This is a genomic window from Streptomyces lasiicapitis (genome assembly GCF_014646335.1).
Classification (GTDB): domain Bacteria; phylum Actinomycetota; class Actinomycetes; order Streptomycetales; family Streptomycetaceae; genus Streptomyces; species Streptomyces lasiicapitis.
This window is the reverse complement of record NZ_BMNG01000015.1, coordinates 203,986-221,517: the sequence shown is the minus strand read 5'-3', so window position 1 is coordinate 221,517 and position 17,532 is coordinate 203,986. Positions and strand designations below refer to the sequence as shown.

15 protein-coding genes are annotated in these 17,532 nt (G+C 70.9%); 9 read left to right on the top strand and 6 right to left on the bottom strand.

Annotated features, from left to right (window positions below; all coding sequences use genetic code 11):
• Positions 1-60 precede the first annotated feature (60 nt).
• From IEY91_RS31315 to IEY91_RS31305, 3 genes are all read right to left on the bottom strand, one after another.
• Positions 61-1,272: a low temperature requirement protein A gene (locus tag IEY91_RS31315; RefSeq protein WP_189176548.1), complete on the bottom strand. Its 1,212-nt coding sequence runs from the start codon at positions 1,270-1,272 to the stop codon at positions 61-63.
• A gap of 179 nt (positions 1,273-1,451) precedes the next feature.
• Positions 1,452-2,294, bottom strand: coding sequence for a MerR family transcriptional regulator (locus tag IEY91_RS31310; RefSeq protein ID WP_189176547.1), 843 nt, complete (start codon positions 2,292-2,294; stop codon positions 1,452-1,454).
• 209 nt (positions 2,295-2,503) lie between these two features.
• Positions 2,504-3,622 carry an RICIN domain-containing protein gene (locus tag IEY91_RS31305; RefSeq protein ID WP_189176546.1) on the bottom strand — a complete coding sequence of 373 codons (1,119 nt, stop codon included), beginning with the start codon at positions 3,620-3,622 and terminating at the stop codon, positions 2,504-2,506.
• A 303-nt stretch (positions 3,623-3,925) separates the two neighbouring features.
• Here IEY91_RS31305 and IEY91_RS31300 point away from each other — a divergent pair, with 303 nt between their 5' ends.
• The 9 genes from IEY91_RS31300 (at position 3,926) to IEY91_RS31260 (ending at position 13,633) form a co-directional block, all read left to right on the top strand.
• Complete coding sequence (locus IEY91_RS31300) at positions 3,926-4,990, top strand: L-tyrosine/L-tryptophan isonitrile synthase family protein (RefSeq protein WP_189176545.1); 1,065 nt, start codon at positions 3,926-3,928, stop codon at positions 4,988-4,990.
• Entirely contained in the window at positions 4,980-5,879 is a 900-nt protein-coding gene (locus IEY91_RS31295) for a TauD/TfdA dioxygenase family protein (protein WP_189176544.1), read from the top strand. The genes IEY91_RS31300 and IEY91_RS31295 overlap by 11 nt, the downstream gene beginning before the upstream one ends.
• An 80-nt stretch (positions 5,880-5,959) precedes the next feature.
• Positions 5,960-7,450, top strand: a complete 1,491-nt coding sequence (locus IEY91_RS31290) for a 4-hydroxyphenylacetate 3-hydroxylase family protein (protein ID WP_229697334.1) — start codon at positions 5,960-5,962, stop codon at positions 7,448-7,450.
• A gap of 33 nt (positions 7,451-7,483) precedes the next feature.
• Positions 7,484-9,376, top strand: a complete 1,893-nt coding sequence (asnB, locus tag IEY91_RS31285) for an asparagine synthase (glutamine-hydrolyzing) (protein ID WP_189176542.1) — start codon at positions 7,484-7,486, stop codon at positions 9,374-9,376.
• Complete coding sequence (locus IEY91_RS31280; protein WP_189176541.1) at positions 9,376-10,434, top strand: quinone oxidoreductase family protein; 1,059 nt, start codon at positions 9,376-9,378, stop codon at positions 10,432-10,434. Before asnB ends, IEY91_RS31280 begins: the two co-directional genes overlap by 1 nt.
• 62 nt (positions 10,435-10,496) lie before the next feature.
• The gene (locus IEY91_RS31275) at positions 10,497-11,375 is read left to right on the top strand and encodes a DODA-type extradiol aromatic ring-opening family dioxygenase (RefSeq protein ID WP_189176540.1); all 879 of its coding nucleotides are present in this window, start codon (positions 10,497-10,499) and stop codon (positions 11,373-11,375) included.
• A gap of 60 nt (positions 11,376-11,435) precedes the next feature.
• The gene (locus tag IEY91_RS31270; protein ID WP_189176539.1) at positions 11,436-11,924 is read left to right on the top strand and encodes a flavin reductase family protein; all 489 of its coding nucleotides are present in this window, start codon (positions 11,436-11,438) and stop codon (positions 11,922-11,924) included.
• Between the two features lie 143 nt (positions 11,925-12,067).
• Complete coding sequence (locus tag IEY91_RS31265) at positions 12,068-12,502, top strand: hypothetical protein (RefSeq protein WP_189176538.1); 435 nt, start codon at positions 12,068-12,070, stop codon at positions 12,500-12,502.
• A 72-nt stretch (positions 12,503-12,574) separates the two neighbouring features.
• Entirely contained in the window at positions 12,575-13,633 is a 1,059-nt protein-coding gene (locus IEY91_RS31260) for a helix-turn-helix transcriptional regulator (protein ID WP_189176537.1), read from the top strand.
• Positions 13,634-13,679: 46 nt separating this feature from the next.
• Here IEY91_RS31260 and IEY91_RS31255 read toward each other — a convergent pair whose 3' ends face one another.
• From IEY91_RS31255 to IEY91_RS31245, 3 genes are read right to left on the bottom strand one after another with little or no spacing between them, the layout of a single operon-like run.
• Positions 13,680-14,828 (bottom strand): bifunctional 2-methylcitrate synthase/citrate synthase, encoded by a 1,149-nt coding sequence (locus IEY91_RS31255; RefSeq protein WP_189176536.1) that lies wholly within the window; start codon positions 14,826-14,828, stop codon positions 13,680-13,682.
• Between the two features lie 43 nt (positions 14,829-14,871).
• On the bottom strand, positions 14,872-15,777 hold the full coding sequence (gene prpB, locus IEY91_RS31250) for a methylisocitrate lyase (RefSeq protein ID WP_189176535.1): 906 nt from the start codon (positions 15,775-15,777) through the stop codon (positions 14,872-14,874).
• A complete protein-coding gene (locus IEY91_RS31245) occupies positions 15,777-17,297 on the bottom strand; it encodes an MmgE/PrpD family protein (protein ID WP_189176534.1) in 1,521 nt (506 codons plus the stop codon). The genes prpB and IEY91_RS31245 overlap by 1 nt, the downstream gene beginning before the upstream one ends.
• Positions 17,298-17,532: the final 235 nt, after the last annotated feature.

Below are 17,532 nucleotides of genomic sequence, written 5' to 3'. Positions count from 1 at the left end.
GCCACCGTGCCTTCCTGCCGGCCCGCACACCGGAAGGTGCCGCCTCACGGCCCTGAGAGGTCAACTCACCTGAGGCGGAGCAGGCTTCGCGCTCACGGTCCGCTGCCCCTCCAGAGCCAGCACCCCCGCCACCACCCCCGCCAACACCACAAGCGCAACCAGCGCCGGTACCACCGCGACCACCGCCCCCGCGCAGAGACAGAGCGCGCCGCCGGCGATCAGCGGCACGGACCGTTGCCCGGCAGTGCGCAACAAGATCGCCGCGGCGGCGGCCAGGAACACCCCCACACCGCCGGGAAGCGCCCAGGCCACCACCCCGTGCAACGGCTCGGACAGGTCGTAGTGCCCGGTGTCGGCGACCTGCTTGAGAACCTTCTTCATTCCCAGTGCGGTGAGCACGACCCCGCCGACGAGCGGTAGATGCAGGAAGGTGTAGACGTCGCGTGCAAAGCGGGTCTGGTCATCGCCGCCCAATGCCGCGAGCCGGTGCTCGGCCGCGGTGCTCACCTGCCCGAAGTACACCCGCCACAGCCCCGCCACCACGAGCAGCCCCACCGCAGCCGCCCCCAATACGGGCCAGGTCAGAGTGAACCCGGACACGCCCACTCCGATGGCGACTATCGACTCGCCGAGGGCGATGATGACGATGAGCCCGTGCCGTTCGGAGAAATGCCCCGGTGAGGCCACGCGCCAGCCGGAGCCGCCGACGAGGTAGATCCCGAAGTAGTCGACCGCCACGGCGCCGAGCCAGAGCAGAACCTGTGTGAGGCCGCTGAAGGCGCTGCCGGCCAGGAGCAGGGCGAACGGCGGCGCCACGGAGAGCAGCGCGGTCCGCCGCAAGTTGGCCCGGAGCACCGAGTCATCCGGGTCGGACATCCAGTACGTGATGAGGTGCAGCACCCGCACAGCCCCGTAACAGAGTACGAAGACGAGCGGCACCGGCAGCCCGCCGGCGGCGTCCGCATACACGTCGGGCACGGTCAGCGAGACGACCATGACCACGGCCATCACCGCGACGAGTACCCCGAACACCGCCCCGGAGTCGGCTCGCACCACATTCCCCAGCCAGGCGAAACAGCACCAGCACCACCACAGCAGCGCGAGCACGACGCCCGCGCCGAGCAGCCGCAGCGGGGTCGGGTCGGCTGCCATGAGCGCGGTGACCTGTGTGATGGCGTACACGAAGACCAGGTCGAAGAACAGCTCGGCGGGTGTGACGCGATGGTCGCCCTCCGTCGGAACGATCCGCGCACGCTCACCACTTGTGGCCACGATTCCCCCTCCTGACCGGACCCGCCGCCCGGTCGAACCCCGGCGGAACAATACCCAGTGCCGCGCAGCTGGGGGGGTGCGGTGCGGAACACACCGGCTGTCGTGCCGGACAAGCATTCGCGGCATGATCCCAGGGTCGGTGGCCGATCCGGGATCCTCACGCACGGCCACACCAGCGATCAGCTGCCTGCGGAGAGGTCCCCGGCAAGGAGCCGTGCCGTGAGTTCCATGCACCGCGTCCGTGCCGCGGAGAAGCCATAGGGCATCTTGGTCACCGCTTCGAAGGCACTCATCTGGACGTCCTCCTCGCCGCTCGCCTCGGCGTCGTAGATCTCGAAGAGCTTCTCCTCGGCCACGTCAAGGCCGGCCGCTTCAATGGCCTGGAGCAGGGCCTCGTGGTGGGCGCAGTGCTGCGCGGCGAGTTCCTCGACCTGCGGGTCGTGGGGGTCGACGGTGTCATCGAGGGCGGCGTCGGCCGCGTCGAGGCGGTCTGCCTCGGCCCGTAGGCCGGGATGGGTCGCCAGGGTGATGAACACGCTGGCCTGGATCGCGGCTCCCAGCGGCCCGAAGATCCGTTCCGTGACCAGCAGGGCGTCCAGGTCGGAGGAGCGCAGTGCGCCGGAAGGCAGGTGGCTGAGCCGGTCCGTGACCAACGGGGAGAGCAGGCCCAGTGGGCTGCCCACGACCCGCAGGCGCTGGACTGCCGCGCGCTGACGCTTGATGTCGGCCTCCTCGGCGGCCAGGGTCTCCTCCAGCCGGCCCAGGACGTCCTCGACGTCCCGGGCTTCGTCGAAGGCGGCCCGCATGTCGTCCAGGCTGATGCCGGCCTCGGACATCTTGCGGATCCACAGCAGGCGGATCATGTCGTCGTAGCCATAGCGGCGGCGTCCGTCTCCGCCTCGCTCGGGCTCCGGCAGCAGACCGATCTGGTGGTAGTGACGAATGGCGCGCGGGGTGGTTCCGGCGAAGGCGGCGGCATCGCCGATCTTGACCTCGCGGGGAGGCGTGGCGGAGGGGTACATCGCAGACAGGGCCTTTCGTGCTGTGGTGCCCTCGACGACACCACATGCCGCTACGGCATGTGCAACTACACACCAGAAGCTGAGCCAGAGCCCAGGCGCGGCCCGCACAAGAACAGATGCTTCAGGCAGCAAGAGGGCCCAGCCGCAACCAGCGGCTGGGCCCTCTTCGCATCCCGTGGGATGGTCGCCGTACGGGTCGGGCGAGCGGGTCAGCTCTTCCCGTCCTCGGCCCAGGTGATGTCCATCTGGTCGATGAAGTAGCGGCCGTCGAAGCAGAGGAAGACCTTGGACGTGGTGTCGTTGTCCGCGATCCAGGTCTTGTTCCACTGCACGACGGTGCCGGCGCCGTCGCGCTTGGGGAAGTAGAGGCCCTCGCGGCGCTGCGGCCGGTTGTAGAAGCCGTGCCCGTTGGCCAGCCGGTACGGCGTCCTGACGAGGGCACCACTGACGTCGTCGAAGAGCGCGGCGGGGAAGTTGGTGCGGGCGACGAGCTTCGGCGGGACGTAGTGGACGTCGACCTCGTCGGCGTCCACGTAGCGGGCGGGTTCCCCCGGCAGCCGGTGGAAGGCCTTGCGCACGGCACCCGCCGTCTCGTAGCTGTCGGTGAAGGTCACGAGACTGCCCTCCCGGCCCTCCGCGTACCAGTCGCCCTGGGCGTACTGGTCGAAGTCGAAGGTCCCGATGCGCGTGCCCGGAGCGAGGAGTTCGCCGGAAACCTCCCGGAAGATCGTCTCCCCGAAGATCTCCTCGATGATCCGCCCGTGCCGCTCGTAGCGGCGGGCCGGCACCCGGACCCGTCCCGTCCCCACCGGCAGGTCGGCGGCCTTCGGTGCCGGAGCGGGCGCGGGCTCCGGTGGTGCGACGGGCGCGGGCGCCCAGGCGGTGCAGGACCGGTCCTCGGCTCCGGCACCCTTCTCCAGGACCAGCGGTCCACCCGGCCGCTCGGCAGCCGGGTCGGCCAGGCCGAGGAGGCAGTTGGAGGAGTCGTGGATGGCCATCAGCCGACCGGTGTCGCGTTGGACGAAGGCTCGCCACGCCTGCCGCCAGTACGAGGAATCGCTGCCGGTGTCGGAGAATTTGGGCCGCAGGGTGACGGCGGCACCCTTGCCCGTTCCCTCGGCGGTCAGGTAGAGGCCCGTGGCGGCGTGCCGGATCCGGTGGTTGATCACCCGGAACCGCTCGGCCACCCACCGCTCGCCGTCGGCGCCGGTCTCCGGTCCGAGCACCACGGGGGTGCCCTCCGGGCTCCCCGCCGAGGCGCCCGCCACCAGGCCGGGAATGCGGTGCAGGCGTAATAAGAAGGTCTCGGTGGACCAGTCGACCAGCATCTCCAACAGCCTCTCAGTAGCCGAATGTGACATGAAGTCACCACATGCTCACCTGATCGGGTGGGGATGCGCCATGGCGCACGGCAACGCTCACCGCGTACGGCACTCAGCCGCCGACGCGACCGGGACAGTCGAGGGAGCTGAGCCGCTGAGTCCGCCAGGACCGCAGGAGTCGCGCGGGTCCCTTCCACTGAGCCCGCCGAGACGCCTGCGGTCCACCGGGACGCACCGCACCACATGGGCTTTGTGCGTTTCATGTGCGCCCCGTGTCCAGGGTGGAGGGAGTCCACGACAGGAGGCGCGGTGTACGAACTCGCCACGCTCGACACCGAACTGGCCGCCATCGAGGTGGTCCGCGAGGTGCTTGTCCTCCAGCGGCGGCTCCGCGGAGGCGGCTGCACCGGCAGGGTCTGCCTGCGGTGTGTACGACACCACCGGGACGCGGTCGCGAAGACCATGGCGCGCGGCCTGACGATCGACTTCCTGCTCCCGGCCTTTCCCACCAAGTCCCCCAACCCGGCCAAGGTCCTCGGCCCGCTGCCCGACCTGGCCGAGGAACTGGCCCTGAGATTCCTGGAGTCGCTCTGCGAGCGCGTCGCCGAGGTCTACCCGCCCGGTGCCCGCATCCGCATCTGCTCCGACGGACGGGTCTTCAACGACCTGATCGGCGTGAGCGACGACGACGTCACCCGCTACGCCCACGAGCTCAACCGCATGATCGACCGGATCGGCGCCGTCCATCTCGACCAGTACACCCTGGACGACGTCTATCCCGGCGCCGATCCCACGCGGATGCGCGGCGCGCTCACGACCGGCCGCGGTCCGCGTCCGGAGGACCTGCGTGCCGAGGTGCGCGGGGGCGGTGATCTGGTCCACATGTACCGCGGCATCACCCGCTTCATGCTGGAGGACCTGTCCACCCCCGAGTACACGGGCAGCCGCGCCGCCCTGCAGCGCCGCAGCCGCGAACTCGCCTACGGCGTCATCGCGCGCAGCCGTGCCTGGGACGAGCTGCTCGGTGAGCTGTTCCCCGACGCCGTACGCCTCTCCATCCACCCTCAGCCGTGCGGCACCCGGAAAATCGGGCTCCTGCTGGCAGACACCCCCGACGTGTGGCTCACCCCCTGGCACAGCGCCGCCGTGGAGACGGGCGAGGGGCGCTTCACGCTGATGAAGCGGGCCGCGGCGGAGGCGGTGGGGGCCCGGCTTGTCACGGCTCGGGGGCGCCCCAGCCACTTCGTGCTCCCTCGCTCCCCCGAAGCCCGTTCCCCCGAATCCCGGGCCACCGCCGCCGCAGCCACCGCCGTGCCCGTCCCCGCACCCGCGTCCATCCCCGACCCCCGACAGGAGCCCCGCCATGCCTGTTGACCACGACCCGCTCCACGACCCGCTCCACGACCCGCTCCACGACCTGCTCGACGACCGGCGGCTGACGAGCACCCCTCTGAAGCCCTTCGGGCTCGCCGTCCACGCCCTCGATCACAGCCGCCCGCTGACCGACGTTCCCGTCGCGCCGCTGCGCGACCTCGTCCGTGAGCACCGTCTCCTCGTGCTGCGCGGCTTCGCGACATTCACCGGTCCCGACGAGTTGGCCACGTACGCGGAAGGGTGGGGAGAGCCCGCGCTCTGGCCGTTCGGGACCGTCCTCGAACTCGTACAGCAGCAGGACCCGGCCGATCACATCTTCGGCCACAGCCACATGCCGATGCACTGGGACGGCATGTACCGGGACCACATCCCGGAGTTCCAGATATTTCAGTGCGTGCACGCTCCGGGCGAGGGCAACGGCGGCGAGACCACCTTCTCCGACACCGCCGCCGTGCTCGCCGACGCCGATCCGGACACCCGCGCCCTGTGGTCCCGCGCCACCGGGACCTATCACCGGGCGATGGAGTTCTACGACAGCACCACCAGCTCCCCCGTGGTCACCGCCCACCCGGTCCACGGCACGCCGGTCATCCGCTACCACGAGCCCACCGCCGAGGCCGGCGACGACTTCATCAACCACCCCGACCTGGAATTCACCGGTCTCGCCGACGAGTTGGAGCTGGCCGAGCTGCACCGCGGCATACGTGCCGCCCTCTACGACCCCGCGCACCTCTACGCCCACGAGTGGCGGACCGGCGACGTGGTGGTGACCGACAACTACACGCTCCTGCACGGCCGCAACGCCTTCACCAGCGGCGCGCCCCGGCATCTGCGCCGCGTCCAGGTACTCGGCGAGCCGCCGCTGGCCAACCCCGGGCTCGTCCGATGACCGGCGCGGGCCCCGCACAGCGGCAAAGTCGGCCGCCGCAGCCGGCCACCGGCACCCCGACAACCGGCACCAACTCCTTGATGACGGGGGACGAATACCTGGAGAGTCTGCGCGACGGCCGCGCCGTCCATGTGGACGGCGAGCGCGTCAAGGACGTGACCCGGCATCCCGCGTTCCGTAATTCGGCCCGCTCCATCGCCCGGCTCTACGACGCCCTGCACGACCCCGCCACCGCCGACGTGCTCACCGGCGTGGACCCGGGCACCGGCATCCGCACCCATCACTTCTTCAAGCCCAGCCGCTCCCCCGCCGACCTCGTCCGCGCCCGGGAAGCGATCACCACCTGGGCCAGGATGAGCTACGGCTTCCTCGGCCGCACCCCCGAGTACAAGGCTGCCTTCATGGCCGGACTCGGCGTGAGCACCGACTACTACGGACCGTTCGCCGCCAACGCCAGCGCCTGGTACGAGAAGTTCGCGAGCAAGGCGCTGCACCTCAACCACGTCATCATCAACCCGCCGGTCGACCGCAAGCGCGCCATCCACGACATGGAGGACGTCTTCGTGCACGCGGTGCGCGAGACGGACGCCGGGGTGGTGGTCAGCGGGGCGAAGATGCTCGGTACGGGGTCGGCGCTGACCAACGCCGGGTTCGTCGCGCCGGTCGGCTCGGCGCAGTTGGCGCAGGGCGAGGCGGAGCGCTTCGCGCTGGTCTTCTTCGTACGGATGGACAATCCCGGTGTGCGGCTCATCTGTCGCACTCCGTACGAGCGGCGGGCCCAGAGCCCCTTCGACCATCCGCTCAGCAGCCGCTTCGACGAGAACGACAGCGTGCTGGTCATGGACGAGGCGCTGATTCCCTGGGAGGACGTGCTCGTCCACCGCGACATCGAGCGCGCCACCGGCTTCTACGCCGTCTCCGGCTTCCCCAACCTCTACAACTTCCAGTCCGGGATCAGGCTGGGCGTCAAGCTGGAGCTGATGGCGGGGCTGCTCGCGCGGGCCACCCGGGCGAACGGCACCGACGCCTTCCGCGGCGTCCAGGCGGGGCTTGGTGAGCTGGTCACGCTGCGGGACCTGGTGGGGGCGCTCACCTCCGCCATGGCGTACGACCCGGAGCCGGGCCCCGGCGGCACGGTGCTGCCGCGCCTGGAGCACGCCTCGGCGATGCGCATGGTGGGCCCCCGCGTCTGGAACCAGGTGCACGAGCTCTTCGAGACCCTGCTGGGCGGCGCGCCCCTGGTCGTGCCCTCCAGCGTCCGCGACCTCGCCGACCCCGAACTGCGTCCGCTCATCGACCGCTACTACCGGGGCGCCGACACCTCCGCGCTGGAGCGGATCAAGCTCTTCAAGCTGGTCTGGGACACCATCGGCACCGAGTTCGGCGCCCGCCACGAGCTGTACGAGCGCAACTACTCCGGAACCGGCGAACAGGTCCGCCTCGACGCGCTGCGCTGGGCCACGCGCCGCGGCAGCCTCGACCGCTACGAGGCGCTGGTCCAGGAGTGCCTGGACGACTACGACACCGACGGCTGGCGCAGGGGGCCCTGGCTCGGGCCGGAGCAGGACTGAGACCCCGCGCACAAACCAATCAAGGAGCGGACCATGTGCGGAATCACCGGCTGGGTCGACTTCTCCCGCGACCTCACCGCCGAGGCCACCACGCTCGACGCAATGGTGCGGACCCTGGTCCGCCGCGGGCCCGACGCCGGCGGAACCTGGCTCGACACCCACGCCGCGCTCGGCCACCGCCGCCTGGCCGTCATCGACCTGGAGCGCGGCGCCCAGCCCATGGCAACGCCGGAGCGCGGACCGCGCGGCGACCTGCCGCGTGCCGTGATCTCGTACGGCGGTGAGATCTACAACTACCGCGAGCTGCGCGGCGACCTCGCCCTGCACGGACACCGGTTCAGCACGGCCGGCGACACCGAGGTGGCGCTGCGCGCCTACCTCCAGTGGGGCGCGGACTTCGTGCACCGCCTCAACGGCATGTACTCCCTTGCCATCTGGGACACCGCGCGCGAGGAGCTCCTCCTCGTCCGCGACCGGCTCGGCGTCAAGCCTCTCTACTACCACCCGACTCCGCAGGGCGTGCTCTTCGGCTCGGAGCCCAAGGCCATCCTGGCCAACCCGCTGGTCAGGCCGGGCGCTTGTGCCGAGGAGCTGTGCGACGCGCTGCTGTTCCTGCGCACTCCCGGGCGGGTGCCGTTCCGCGGCATGCGCGAGCTCAAGCCCGGCCATCTGCTGCGGGTGGGCCGCGACGGCCTGCGCGAGGAGCGGTATTGGGCTCTTGAGGCCCGCCCTCACACCGACGACCTGGCCACGACCACCGCCACGGTCCGCGAGCTCCTGGAGGACATCGTTCCCCGCCAGATGGTCGCGGACGTCCCCCTGGTCGCGCTGCTCTCCGGCGGCCTGGACTCCAGCACCGTGACGGCCCTTGCGCAGCGCGTCCGCGCCGCCGACGGCGGGCGCCTCGCCACCTTCGCCGTCGACTTCACCGGCCACAGCGAGAACTTCCGGGGCGATCCCATCCGCCCCACCCCGGACGGGCCTTACGCCCGCGCGGTCGCCGCTCACGTCGGCAGCGACCACCACACGATCACCCTGGACCGGGCCCGGCTCCTCGACCCGGCCGTACGCGGTGACGTACTCGCGGCCTGGGACCTGCCGTTCAACTTCGCCGACCTTGACGTCTCCCTGCACCAGCTCTTCGCCGCCGTCCGCGAGCACGCGCCCGTGGCGCTCTCCGGGGAGGGTGCCGACGAGGTCTTCGGCGGGTATCTGTGGTTCTCCGACCCGGGCGCGCGGGCCGCCGAGACCTTTCCCTGGCTGCGGCTCGGCGCGCACCGCGGCCTCGATCCCCGCGCGCTCTTCCGTCCCTGGTTCGTGGAGGGCATCGACCTGGCCACCTACCAGGCCGACCTCTACCGCAGCGCGCTCGCGGAGGTCCCCCGCCTCGATGGCGAGGATCCCGAGGAGCGGCGCACCCGCGAGCTGGGCCATCTCACGCTCACCCGCTGGCTGCCCATCCTGCTCGACAAGAAGGACCGGATGGGCATGGCGAACGGCCTGGAGGGGCGGGTGCCGTTCTGCGACCACCGCCTCGTGGAGTATCTGTTCAACGTCCCCTGGGCGATAAAGAGTTGCACGGGTCAGGAGAAGGGCCTGCTGCGCGAGGCCGTCGCCGATCTGCTGCCGCCGGCCGTACTGCGCCGTACCAAGGCCGCGTACCCCTCGATCCAGGACCCCGCGTACGACCGCGCCCTGATCGGCAGCCTCACCACCGCCGCCCTCGGCGACGACGCCCCGCTCGCCGCGTATCTGGACCCCGGCGCGGTGCACCGGCTCACCGAGAGGACCAGGACCGGCAGCCTCTCCGAGTTCGAACGCATCCTCCTGGAGTCCACCGTCCGGCTCGGCGACTGGCTCCGCGCCTACCGGGTGGACGTCGATCTGGACACCGACCACCGCCGCACCCTGCAAGGAGTGAACTGATGCCATCCGCCAACGCGGCACCGAACCTGACGCCCCCGACAGCCCCGTCGCCCCCGACAACCCCCACGGTTCCGGCCATCGAGATCCGGGAGACCGGCGGCCCCGACGTCCTCCTCCCCGTCGACAGGCCCGCTCCGAGCGCACCCGGGGACGGCCAGATCCTGGTCCAACTCGCCGCCGCGGGCGTCAACTTCATCGACATCTACCGGCGTGAGGGCCGCTATCCGCTGCCGCTGCCCGCCGTGCCCGGCGAGGAGGGCTCCGGGACGGTGCTGGCCGTCGGGCCGGGCGTCACCCGGTTCGCGGTCGGCGACCGGGTCGCCTGGACCACCGTGCTCGGCAGCTACGCGGGGCAGGTCCTCGTCCCCGAGGACAAAGCCATCGTCGTCCCCGACGGCATCGACCTGCACACCGCCGCCGCCGCGCTCGTACAGGGCATGACGGCCCACTACCTGGTCAACGACTCCTACCGCGCGCAGCCAGGCGAGACGGTTCTCGTACACGCCGCCGCGGGCGGAGTGGGGCTGCTCCTCACCCAGCTGCTCAAGCGTCGTGACGTACGGGTGCTCGGTACGGTCTCCAGCCCCGAGAAGCAGAAGCTGGCCGAGGCGAACGGCGTGGACGACGTCATCCGTTACGACGGCTACGGCGATGGCGACGGTCAGGATCTCGCCGCCGAGGTCCGGCGGCTGACCGCCGGTGAGGGCGTGCATGCCGTGTACGACGGCGTCGGCGCCGCGACCTTCGACGCGAGCCTGGACAGCCTCCGCCGCCGGGGCACGCTGGTCCTCTTCGGCGGTGCCAGCGGGCCCGTGCCGCCCGTGGACGTGATGCGGCTCCTCTGGGGCGGCTCGCTCACCCTGACCCGGCCCTATCTGGAGCACTTCCGGGCCACCGTCGAGGAGTTCACGTGGCGTGCCGGTGAGATCTTCGCCCACATCGCCGACGGGACCCTGCGCATCACCGTCGGCGGGACGTATCCGCTCGCCCGCGCGCGGGACGCGCACGCCGACCTGGCGGCCCGCCGGACCACGGGCAAGCTCCTTCTCGTCCCGTGACCCGCCGCCTCCCGGACCTCGTCCCCTTCTGAAACCCTCCCGAACAGGAAGGCGCACCGCCCATGGGCACCATCGTCGGCGCGGGACTGCTCTCCCACGCCCCCGTCATCATGTTCCCCGAATCCCTGCGCATCGAGGCCAACGGCGGCCGTGACTTCACGCTCGCCTCCGGCCTCGCCCGACTGCGCCGCGAGGTGATCGACGCCACCGCTCACGACGCCGTGCTCGTGCTCGACACGCACTGGGCCACCACGACCGAGACCGTCGTCACCGCCCACGCCCACCGCTCCGGGTACTTCACCGCCGACGAGATGCCCAGCGAACTCAGCGGGATCCGCTACGCCATCCCCGGAGACCCCGAACTGGCCCACGCCGTGGCCGCGTCGGCCGCGAAGGACACGCTCTGGCTGAGCACCAACGACGACCCGTACCTCCCCCTCCACTACGCCACGCTCAACCTCTGGAGCCACCTCGGCCGCCCCGACATGCCCTGGCTCTCGATGTCGGTCTGCCAGACCGCGACCACCGAGGAATACCTGCGCTTCGGAGCCGCCCTCGCGGAGGCTGTCGCCGGGCTCTCCCGACGCGTCCTGGTGATCGCCTCCGGTGGCCTCTCCCACCGCTTCTGGCCCCTGTCCGAACTGCGCAACCGGATGGCCGGGGACCCGGAAAACATCGTCACCCCTCAGGCCCGTGCCGCCGACGAACAGCGCATCGCGTGGCTGGAGGCCGGCCGTCACGACCAGGTCGTCGCCACCATGCCGGAGTACGCCGAGCACTCCCCCGAAGGCCGCTTCGGGCACTACCTGATGCTCGCGGGTGCGCTCGGCGGTTCCCGGTGCAGCGCTCCCGCCCGCCGCTACAGCGCGTACGAGAACGCCATCGGCACCGGCCAGGTGCACCTCTGGTTCGACCGCCCCGATGACGGCTGGACCAGCTGACCCGCACGAATTCCGCCCACTCGACACTCGACACTCGACACTCGACGGCAAGGAGACCCGGTGGCGATCGATCCCCAGCAACTCCGCACCTGCCTAGGCCACTTCGCCACCGGCGTCACCGTCGTCACCTGCGCGGTGGGCGAGGAACTCCACGGCGCCACCGTGAGCGCGTTCACGGCCGTCTCCCTGGCCCCACCCCTCGTACTCGTCTCGCTGAACCGCGATTCGAAGGCCGCCCGTCTGCTGCCCGGCCGCCCCTTCACCGTCAACGTGCTGTCCGAGGAGCAGCACGACCTGGCGCTGCGCTTCGCGGGCAGGCCCACGAGCCACGGCTCAACTCCCCTGTGGCAACCCGCACCCGGGCGGCATCTGGCCCCCGCCCTCCTCGGCTCACTGGCCACGTTCTTCTGCTCACCCTGGGCCTGCCACGACGGCGGCGACCATCTCCTCTTCCTCGGTCGCGTCGAAAGCGTCGACCAGCGGCCCGACGCTCAGCCGCTGCTCTTCTACCGCAGCACGTTTCATGCCCTGAACTCGGTGAACGCCTGAGTACATCGCGCACGCCCCATGGTGTTCGAGTGCGGAACAGTCCGGTATCCCGAGCCTTCGGGGGTTGAGGACGAGCGCGGCACCGGGGGTTACTTGGGCCAACGGAACCGGGCACAACTTGCCCTGCCATGAAGGGACTTCATATGAAGGCCAGACTCGCTGTCCACGCCGTCACCGCGGCGCTCGCCATCAGCCTGGGCGGCCTCGCGCTCGCCCCCGCCGCCCTCGCGTCACCCGCCCACGCACAGGCACCCGCCTCATCCATCAAGGACGCTCCCGCCTTCGACGCCTCGGGAACCTGGGGCATCACCCAGAGCAACGGGCATCACCCCACGGTCCACGTGAGCCAGGACGCCCAGGGCAAGCTCAGCGGCACCGCGTCGTTCGGAAACATCACGGGCACCTTCGAGCAAGGCTTCGTGGACGGCACGTACATCGAATTCGTCATCTCCTGGAGCAACGGCAGCAAGGGCCGCTACATCGGCTCCCTCGACGGCGACCGCCGTCTCAGCGGGGTGAGCACCGACCTGGCCAACCCGGAGAGCCAGGCCACATGGGTCTCGAACCGAACGTTCTGACACGGATGTTGTGACGCGGATGTTGTGACCCCGGATGTTGTGACGCGTACGTCCCACAGGCCGGAGCCCGGAATGCATACTCAGGAAGTGACCTGGAACCTGGAGTCGGTGGGCCGGTCCGTATTGGACGCGGCCTCCGAGGCCGGCGCGGGCCTGAGTGACCTGGCCGACGAGATGTCGCGTCTGGTCGGGCATGTGCTGCCGCACGACGGGTTCTGGCTGATGGGCCTGGACCCGGTCGCCGGCACCCCGGCCTTCGCGGCGCGACGCCACGGCTACAGCCCGTACGCGTGCTTTCGGCTCGAGACCAGCCATCGGGCCGACCACGACCTCAACCCCTTCGCAGCCCTGGTCGACGACCCTCGCCCGGCGCGAGTGTTCGGCACCGGCTCCCCGATGAACGAGGTCACGGCACCGCTGCACGAGCTCATGGCCGAGGAGGGCGTGGCCGACGAGCTCCGCGTGGCTCTCACGCTGCGCGGCCGGGCGTGGGGCGGACTGACCCTGCTGCGCGGTCCGGGACGCCGTCCGTTCACGACGGAGGACGCCGACTGCGCGGCGGGGCTTGGGCCCTGTCTGGCCGCCGCGTTACGGAAGTTCGTGAGCGGAAGAGGACGGTTGGGAGGGGCGCACGGGGGCGGTCTCGGCCCCGGCACCCTCCTCATCGACGACTGCAACTGGATCACTTCCGCCACACCCGACGCGCGCTCCTGGCTGCGGCACCTGGCCACGGACCCCCTGCACGCCGACGGCGGCCGCACGGTCACACCGCTCTGGGGCCCGCTGACGGCGGCCCGGCGAGGCGACCCGCGGACCACCACGTGCGTGCCCACGGCACAGGGCTGGATCGCCGTCAGCGCCCAGCCCTTGGACGGCCCCCTGTCCGGGCACGTGGCCGCCACCATCCAGCCCGCTCCCGCCGACGCCCTCCTCACCGCGATGTCCACCTGGTACGGCATCACCCCGAGGGAGCTGGCGGTCGTCCAGTGCGCCCTGGAAGGCGGTCGGGTGAAGCAGATCGCCCGCATCCTCCAGCTCTCGCACCACACCGTGAACGACCACTTCGGGGCGGTCTACCGCAAGGTCGGAGTGAGCGGCCGGGACGAACTCATCCGGCTCCTCACACGCTGACCGAGGCTCACATGTCCGTACCTCAGCCGAGGTTCGGCACGCTACGTCAGCCGAGGTTCGGCACGCTCCGCTGACCGGGCCCGGTGTACGCGCCCAGGGGACGGATCAGCGCGTTGTGCGCCAACTGTTCCGTGATGTGCGCGGTCCAGCCGACGATGCGGCTCATCACGAAGATCGGTGTGAACGCGGGGATGTCGAGGCCCATGAGGTGGTAGGCGAGCCCGGCGGGATAGTCCAGGTTCGGGTGGATGCCCTTGCGGGTGATCATGGCGTGGCGCAGGGCGGCGTGCAGGGTGGCCAGGCGCGTGACTTCGGGGTCGGCGGCGCGGGCGACGAGTCGGTCGGTGGCCTCCTGCATGATCGGTACGCGGGAGTCGCCGTGCTTGTAGACGCGGTGGCCGAAGCCCATGATCTTGCGCTGCGAGGTCAGTGCCTCGTCGAGCCAGGCCTCGGCCCGGCTCGGGTCGCCGATCTCGTTGAGCATGTGCATCACGGCTTCGTTGGCACCGCCGTGCAACGGCCCCTTGAGGGCGCCGATCGCGGCGGTGACGGCGCTGTAGAGGTCGGAGAGCGTGGACGTGACGACGCGGGCGGTGAACGTCGAGGCGTTGAAGCTGTGTTCGGCGTACAGGATGAGGGAGATCTCGAAGCAGCGGACCACCTCGGGCTCGGCGATCCGGCCGAAGCACATGTGGAAGAAGTTCTCGGCGTAGCCGAGGGACGTGTCGGGCTGGATCGGGGCGAGTCCGCGGCGCCTGCGCAGATCGGCGGCGACCACCGTCGGCAACTTCGCAAGGAGGGCGAGGGACTTGGTTCGGTTCGCGGCCGGGGTGTCGTCGTCCTCGGCCGGGTCCTCCGCACCGAAGAAGCTGACGGCGGTGCGCAGCACGTCCATGGGGTGGCAGGTCTCGGGCAGCCGGGCCAAGAGGTCCGCGGTGGTGCGGTCCAGGGGGCGCAGGGCACGCTCACGGGCCCGGAACTCGCCGAGCTGCGCGGCATCGGGGAGCTCCCCGTACCAGAGCAGGTGGGCGACCTCCTCGAAGGAGCAGCGGGCGGCGAGGTCCTGGACCGGATAGCCGCGGTAGGTCAGGGAGTTGGTCTCCTGGATGACGGTGGAGATCTCGGTGGTGTCGACGACGACACCGTTGAGGCCGCGGTGGATGTCCGGTGTGGCGGACGGGGCTGTGGCGGTCATGGGTCCTCCAAACAAAGGGAGCGGTCAGACTGCGCGTTCAGGCTCAACTCCCGGGCGGCAGCGTGAAGTCGAAGACCGCCGAGTCGAACGCGGCGTACTCCTCATAGCCAAGGACCTCGTACAGCCGCGAGCGCGTCTGCATGCGCGGCAACAGCGACTCCTGGGTGCCTTCGGCGGCCAGCGTCCGCAGTCCGTCCTCGATGGCGCCGTTGGCCAGGCGGAACAGCGTGACGGGATAGAGGGCGATGTTGTAGCCGAGGTTCTCCAACGCGGCGGTGCTGAGCAGCGGGCCCTTGCCGAACTCGGTCATGTTGGCGAGCAGCGGTACGTCGATGGCCTTGCGGAACGCCGCGAACTCGGCCTCGTCGGCCAGTGCTTCGGGGAAGACGGCGTCGGCGCCGGCGTCGACGTACGCCTTCGCCCGGTCGATCGCGGCGTCCAGGCCCTCGACGCCGCGGGCGTCGGTGCGGGCCATCAGAAGGAAGTCGTCGTCGCGCCGGGCGTCGGCAGCGGCGCGCACCCGCTGGACCATTTCGTCGCGGGTGACGAGGGTCTTGCCGTCGAGGTGGCCGCAGCGCTTGACGGCGATCTGGTCCTCCAGGTGCAGCCCGGCGAGCCCGGCGTCCTCGAAGAGCTGCACGGTGCGGGCGGCGTTGACGGGTGCGCCGAAGCCGGTGTCGGCGTCGATGAGGACGGGCAGGTCGGTGACGCGGGTGACCTGTTGGGCGCGGGCGGCGATCTCGGTGGACGCGGTCAGGCCGATGTCAGGCAGGCACAGCTCGGCGGCGAGGACGGCGCCGGAGAGGTAGGCGGCCTCGAAGCCGTGCTCCTCGATCAGCTTCGCCGAGTACGGGTTGACCGCCCCCGGCATCCTCAACAGCCGCCCTGAGGCGAGTTGTTCGCGCAGGGCCCGGCGGCGCCGGGCGGGTGTGGTGCGGGTGTGCAGCATCAGAACAGGCCCTCCGGGAGCTGGGCGTCGTACGCGGTGATCGCGTCGGTGTCGACGGCCGGGAAGAGATCGGCGAGCCCCGGCGTGTCCAGTTCGGCCAGGAGCCCCGCCGCGTCCAGGAACGCCTCCTGCGCGGCCGGTTCGACGATGCCCTCGGTGAGGGTGCGGAACTTGGCCGTGTAGCCGTCGCGTGCGAAGGGGCGGGCGCCGGCCGGGTGGGCGTCGGCGACGGCGAGTTCGTCCTCGATGACGCTGCCGTCGTCGAGGGTGATCACGGCCCGACCGCCGAAGGCACGGCGTGCGGGGTCGGGGTCGTGGTAGCGGCGGGTCCACTCCGGGTCCTCGACCGTGGAGATCTTCTTCCACAGGTCCACGGTTTCGGGACGCCGGGCGCGGTCCGGGGCGTAGGAGCGTTCGTGGTGCCAGGTGCCGTCCTCCAGGGCGACGGCGAAGATGTACGGCACCGAGTGGTCGAGGGTCTCGCGGCTGGCCGCCGGGTCGTACTTCTGCGGGTCGTTCGCGCCGGAGCCGATGACACGGTGGGTGTGGTGGCTGGTGTGCAGCACGAGGGAGCGCACCCGGTCGAGCGGGCCTGCCTTCGCGCGCAGCCGCAGCGCGAGGTCGATGACGGCCTGCGCCTGGTACTCGGCGGAGTGCTCCTTGGTGTACGTGTCGAGGATGGCCCGGCGCGCTTCGCCCGGTTCCGGCAAGGAGACGGTGTACGAGGCCTTCGGGCCGTCGAGCATCCAGGCGAGGAAGCCGTCCTCGCCCTCGTAGATCGGCGCCGGGGCGCCTTCGCCGCGCATCGCCCGGTCCACGGCCTCGATCGCCGCCTTGCCCGCGAAGGCCGGGGCGAACGCCTTCCAGCTGGAGATCTCGCCCTTGCGGGACTGCCGGGTCGCGGTCGTGGTGTGCACCGCCTGTCCGACGGCCTGGTACACGGTCTCCGTGGGCAGCCGCAGCATCGCGCCGAGCCCGCAGGCGGTGGCCGCACTCAAGTGCGCGACGTGGTCGATGCGGTGGGTGTGCAGGCAGATGCCCTTCACCAGCGCGACATGGATCTCGTACGCGGCGACGATGCCGCGCAGCAGATCGGCGCCGGAGCGGCCGGTGTGCTGGGCGACGGCGAGCAGCGGCGGGATGTTGTCGCCGGGGTGGGAGTAGTCGGCGGCGAGGTAGGTGTCGTGGAAGTCCAGCTCGCGCACCGCCGTGCCGTTGGCCCACGCCGCCCACTCCGGCGGCACCCGCAGCCCCGGCTCCGCTCCGAAGACACCGGCGCCGGACCGGGCGGGGTGTGCGAGGGCCTGGGCGCGGGCCACGGCGACCGGGCGGCGGCGCAGCGATGCGACCGCGACCGAGGCGTTGTCGATGACCCGGTTGACAGCCATGGCGACAGCTGCCGCGTCCAGGTCGGCGGCCTCCTGGGTTCCGGTGGCGACGGCGGCCAGCTTCCAGGCGAGCTGCTCCTCGCGGGGCAGCCGGTCGGCGCTGGGGTGGACGCGTACCTGGTGGTCGATCACGGGACTCCTCGCTGGGTGGGTGTGTCTTCTCGCCGAGTGGGTGCTGTCTTCAGCACCGATCATTCCCACCGGCGGGTCCCCTGGCCACGGCTCCAATCTGCGAAATCCGTACGGCCGCTGGCTGCGAAACTGCGAATTTTACAAAAGATGCGGATGGTAACTTCACACGAACGCGGCAGACGTGAGCGGTGACGGCGGGCCGGTCGGGCGCCGCGCGGACCGGGAGCGGAACGGA

Bases quoted from the DNA above. Each gene is read 5' to 3' on its own strand.
- prpB (WP_189176535.1), bottom strand. From the start codon at position 15,777: ATGCTGCACACCCGCACCACACCCGCCCGGCGCCGCCGGGCCCTGCGC.
- asnB (WP_189176542.1), top strand. From the start codon at position 7,484: ATGTGCGGAATCACCGGCTGGGTCGACTTCTCCCGCGACCTCACCGCC.
- IEY91_RS31295 (WP_189176544.1), top strand. From the start codon at position 4,980: ATGCCTGTTGACCACGACCCGCTCCACGACCCGCTCCACGACCCGCTC.
- IEY91_RS31255 (WP_189176536.1), bottom strand. From the start codon at position 14,828: ATGACCGCCACAGCCCCGTCCGCCACACCGGACATCCACCGCGGCCTC.
- IEY91_RS31265 (WP_189176538.1), top strand. From the start codon at position 12,068: ATGAAGGCCAGACTCGCTGTCCACGCCGTCACCGCGGCGCTCGCCATC.
- IEY91_RS31310 (WP_189176547.1), bottom strand. From the start codon at position 2,294: ATGTACCCCTCCGCCACGCCTCCCCGCGAGGTCAAGATCGGCGATGCC.
- IEY91_RS31260 (WP_189176537.1), top strand. From the start codon at position 12,575: ATGCATACTCAGGAAGTGACCTGGAACCTGGAGTCGGTGGGCCGGTCC.
- IEY91_RS31280 (WP_189176541.1), top strand. From the start codon at position 9,376: ATGCCATCCGCCAACGCGGCACCGAACCTGACGCCCCCGACAGCCCCG.
- IEY91_RS31290 (WP_229697334.1), top strand. From the start codon at position 5,960: ATGACGGGGGACGAATACCTGGAGAGTCTGCGCGACGGCCGCGCCGTC.
- IEY91_RS31275 (WP_189176540.1), top strand. From the start codon at position 10,497: ATGGGCACCATCGTCGGCGCGGGACTGCTCTCCCACGCCCCCGTCATC.
- IEY91_RS31305 (WP_189176546.1), bottom strand. From the start codon at position 3,622: ATGCTGGTCGACTGGTCCACCGAGACCTTCTTATTACGCCTGCACCGC.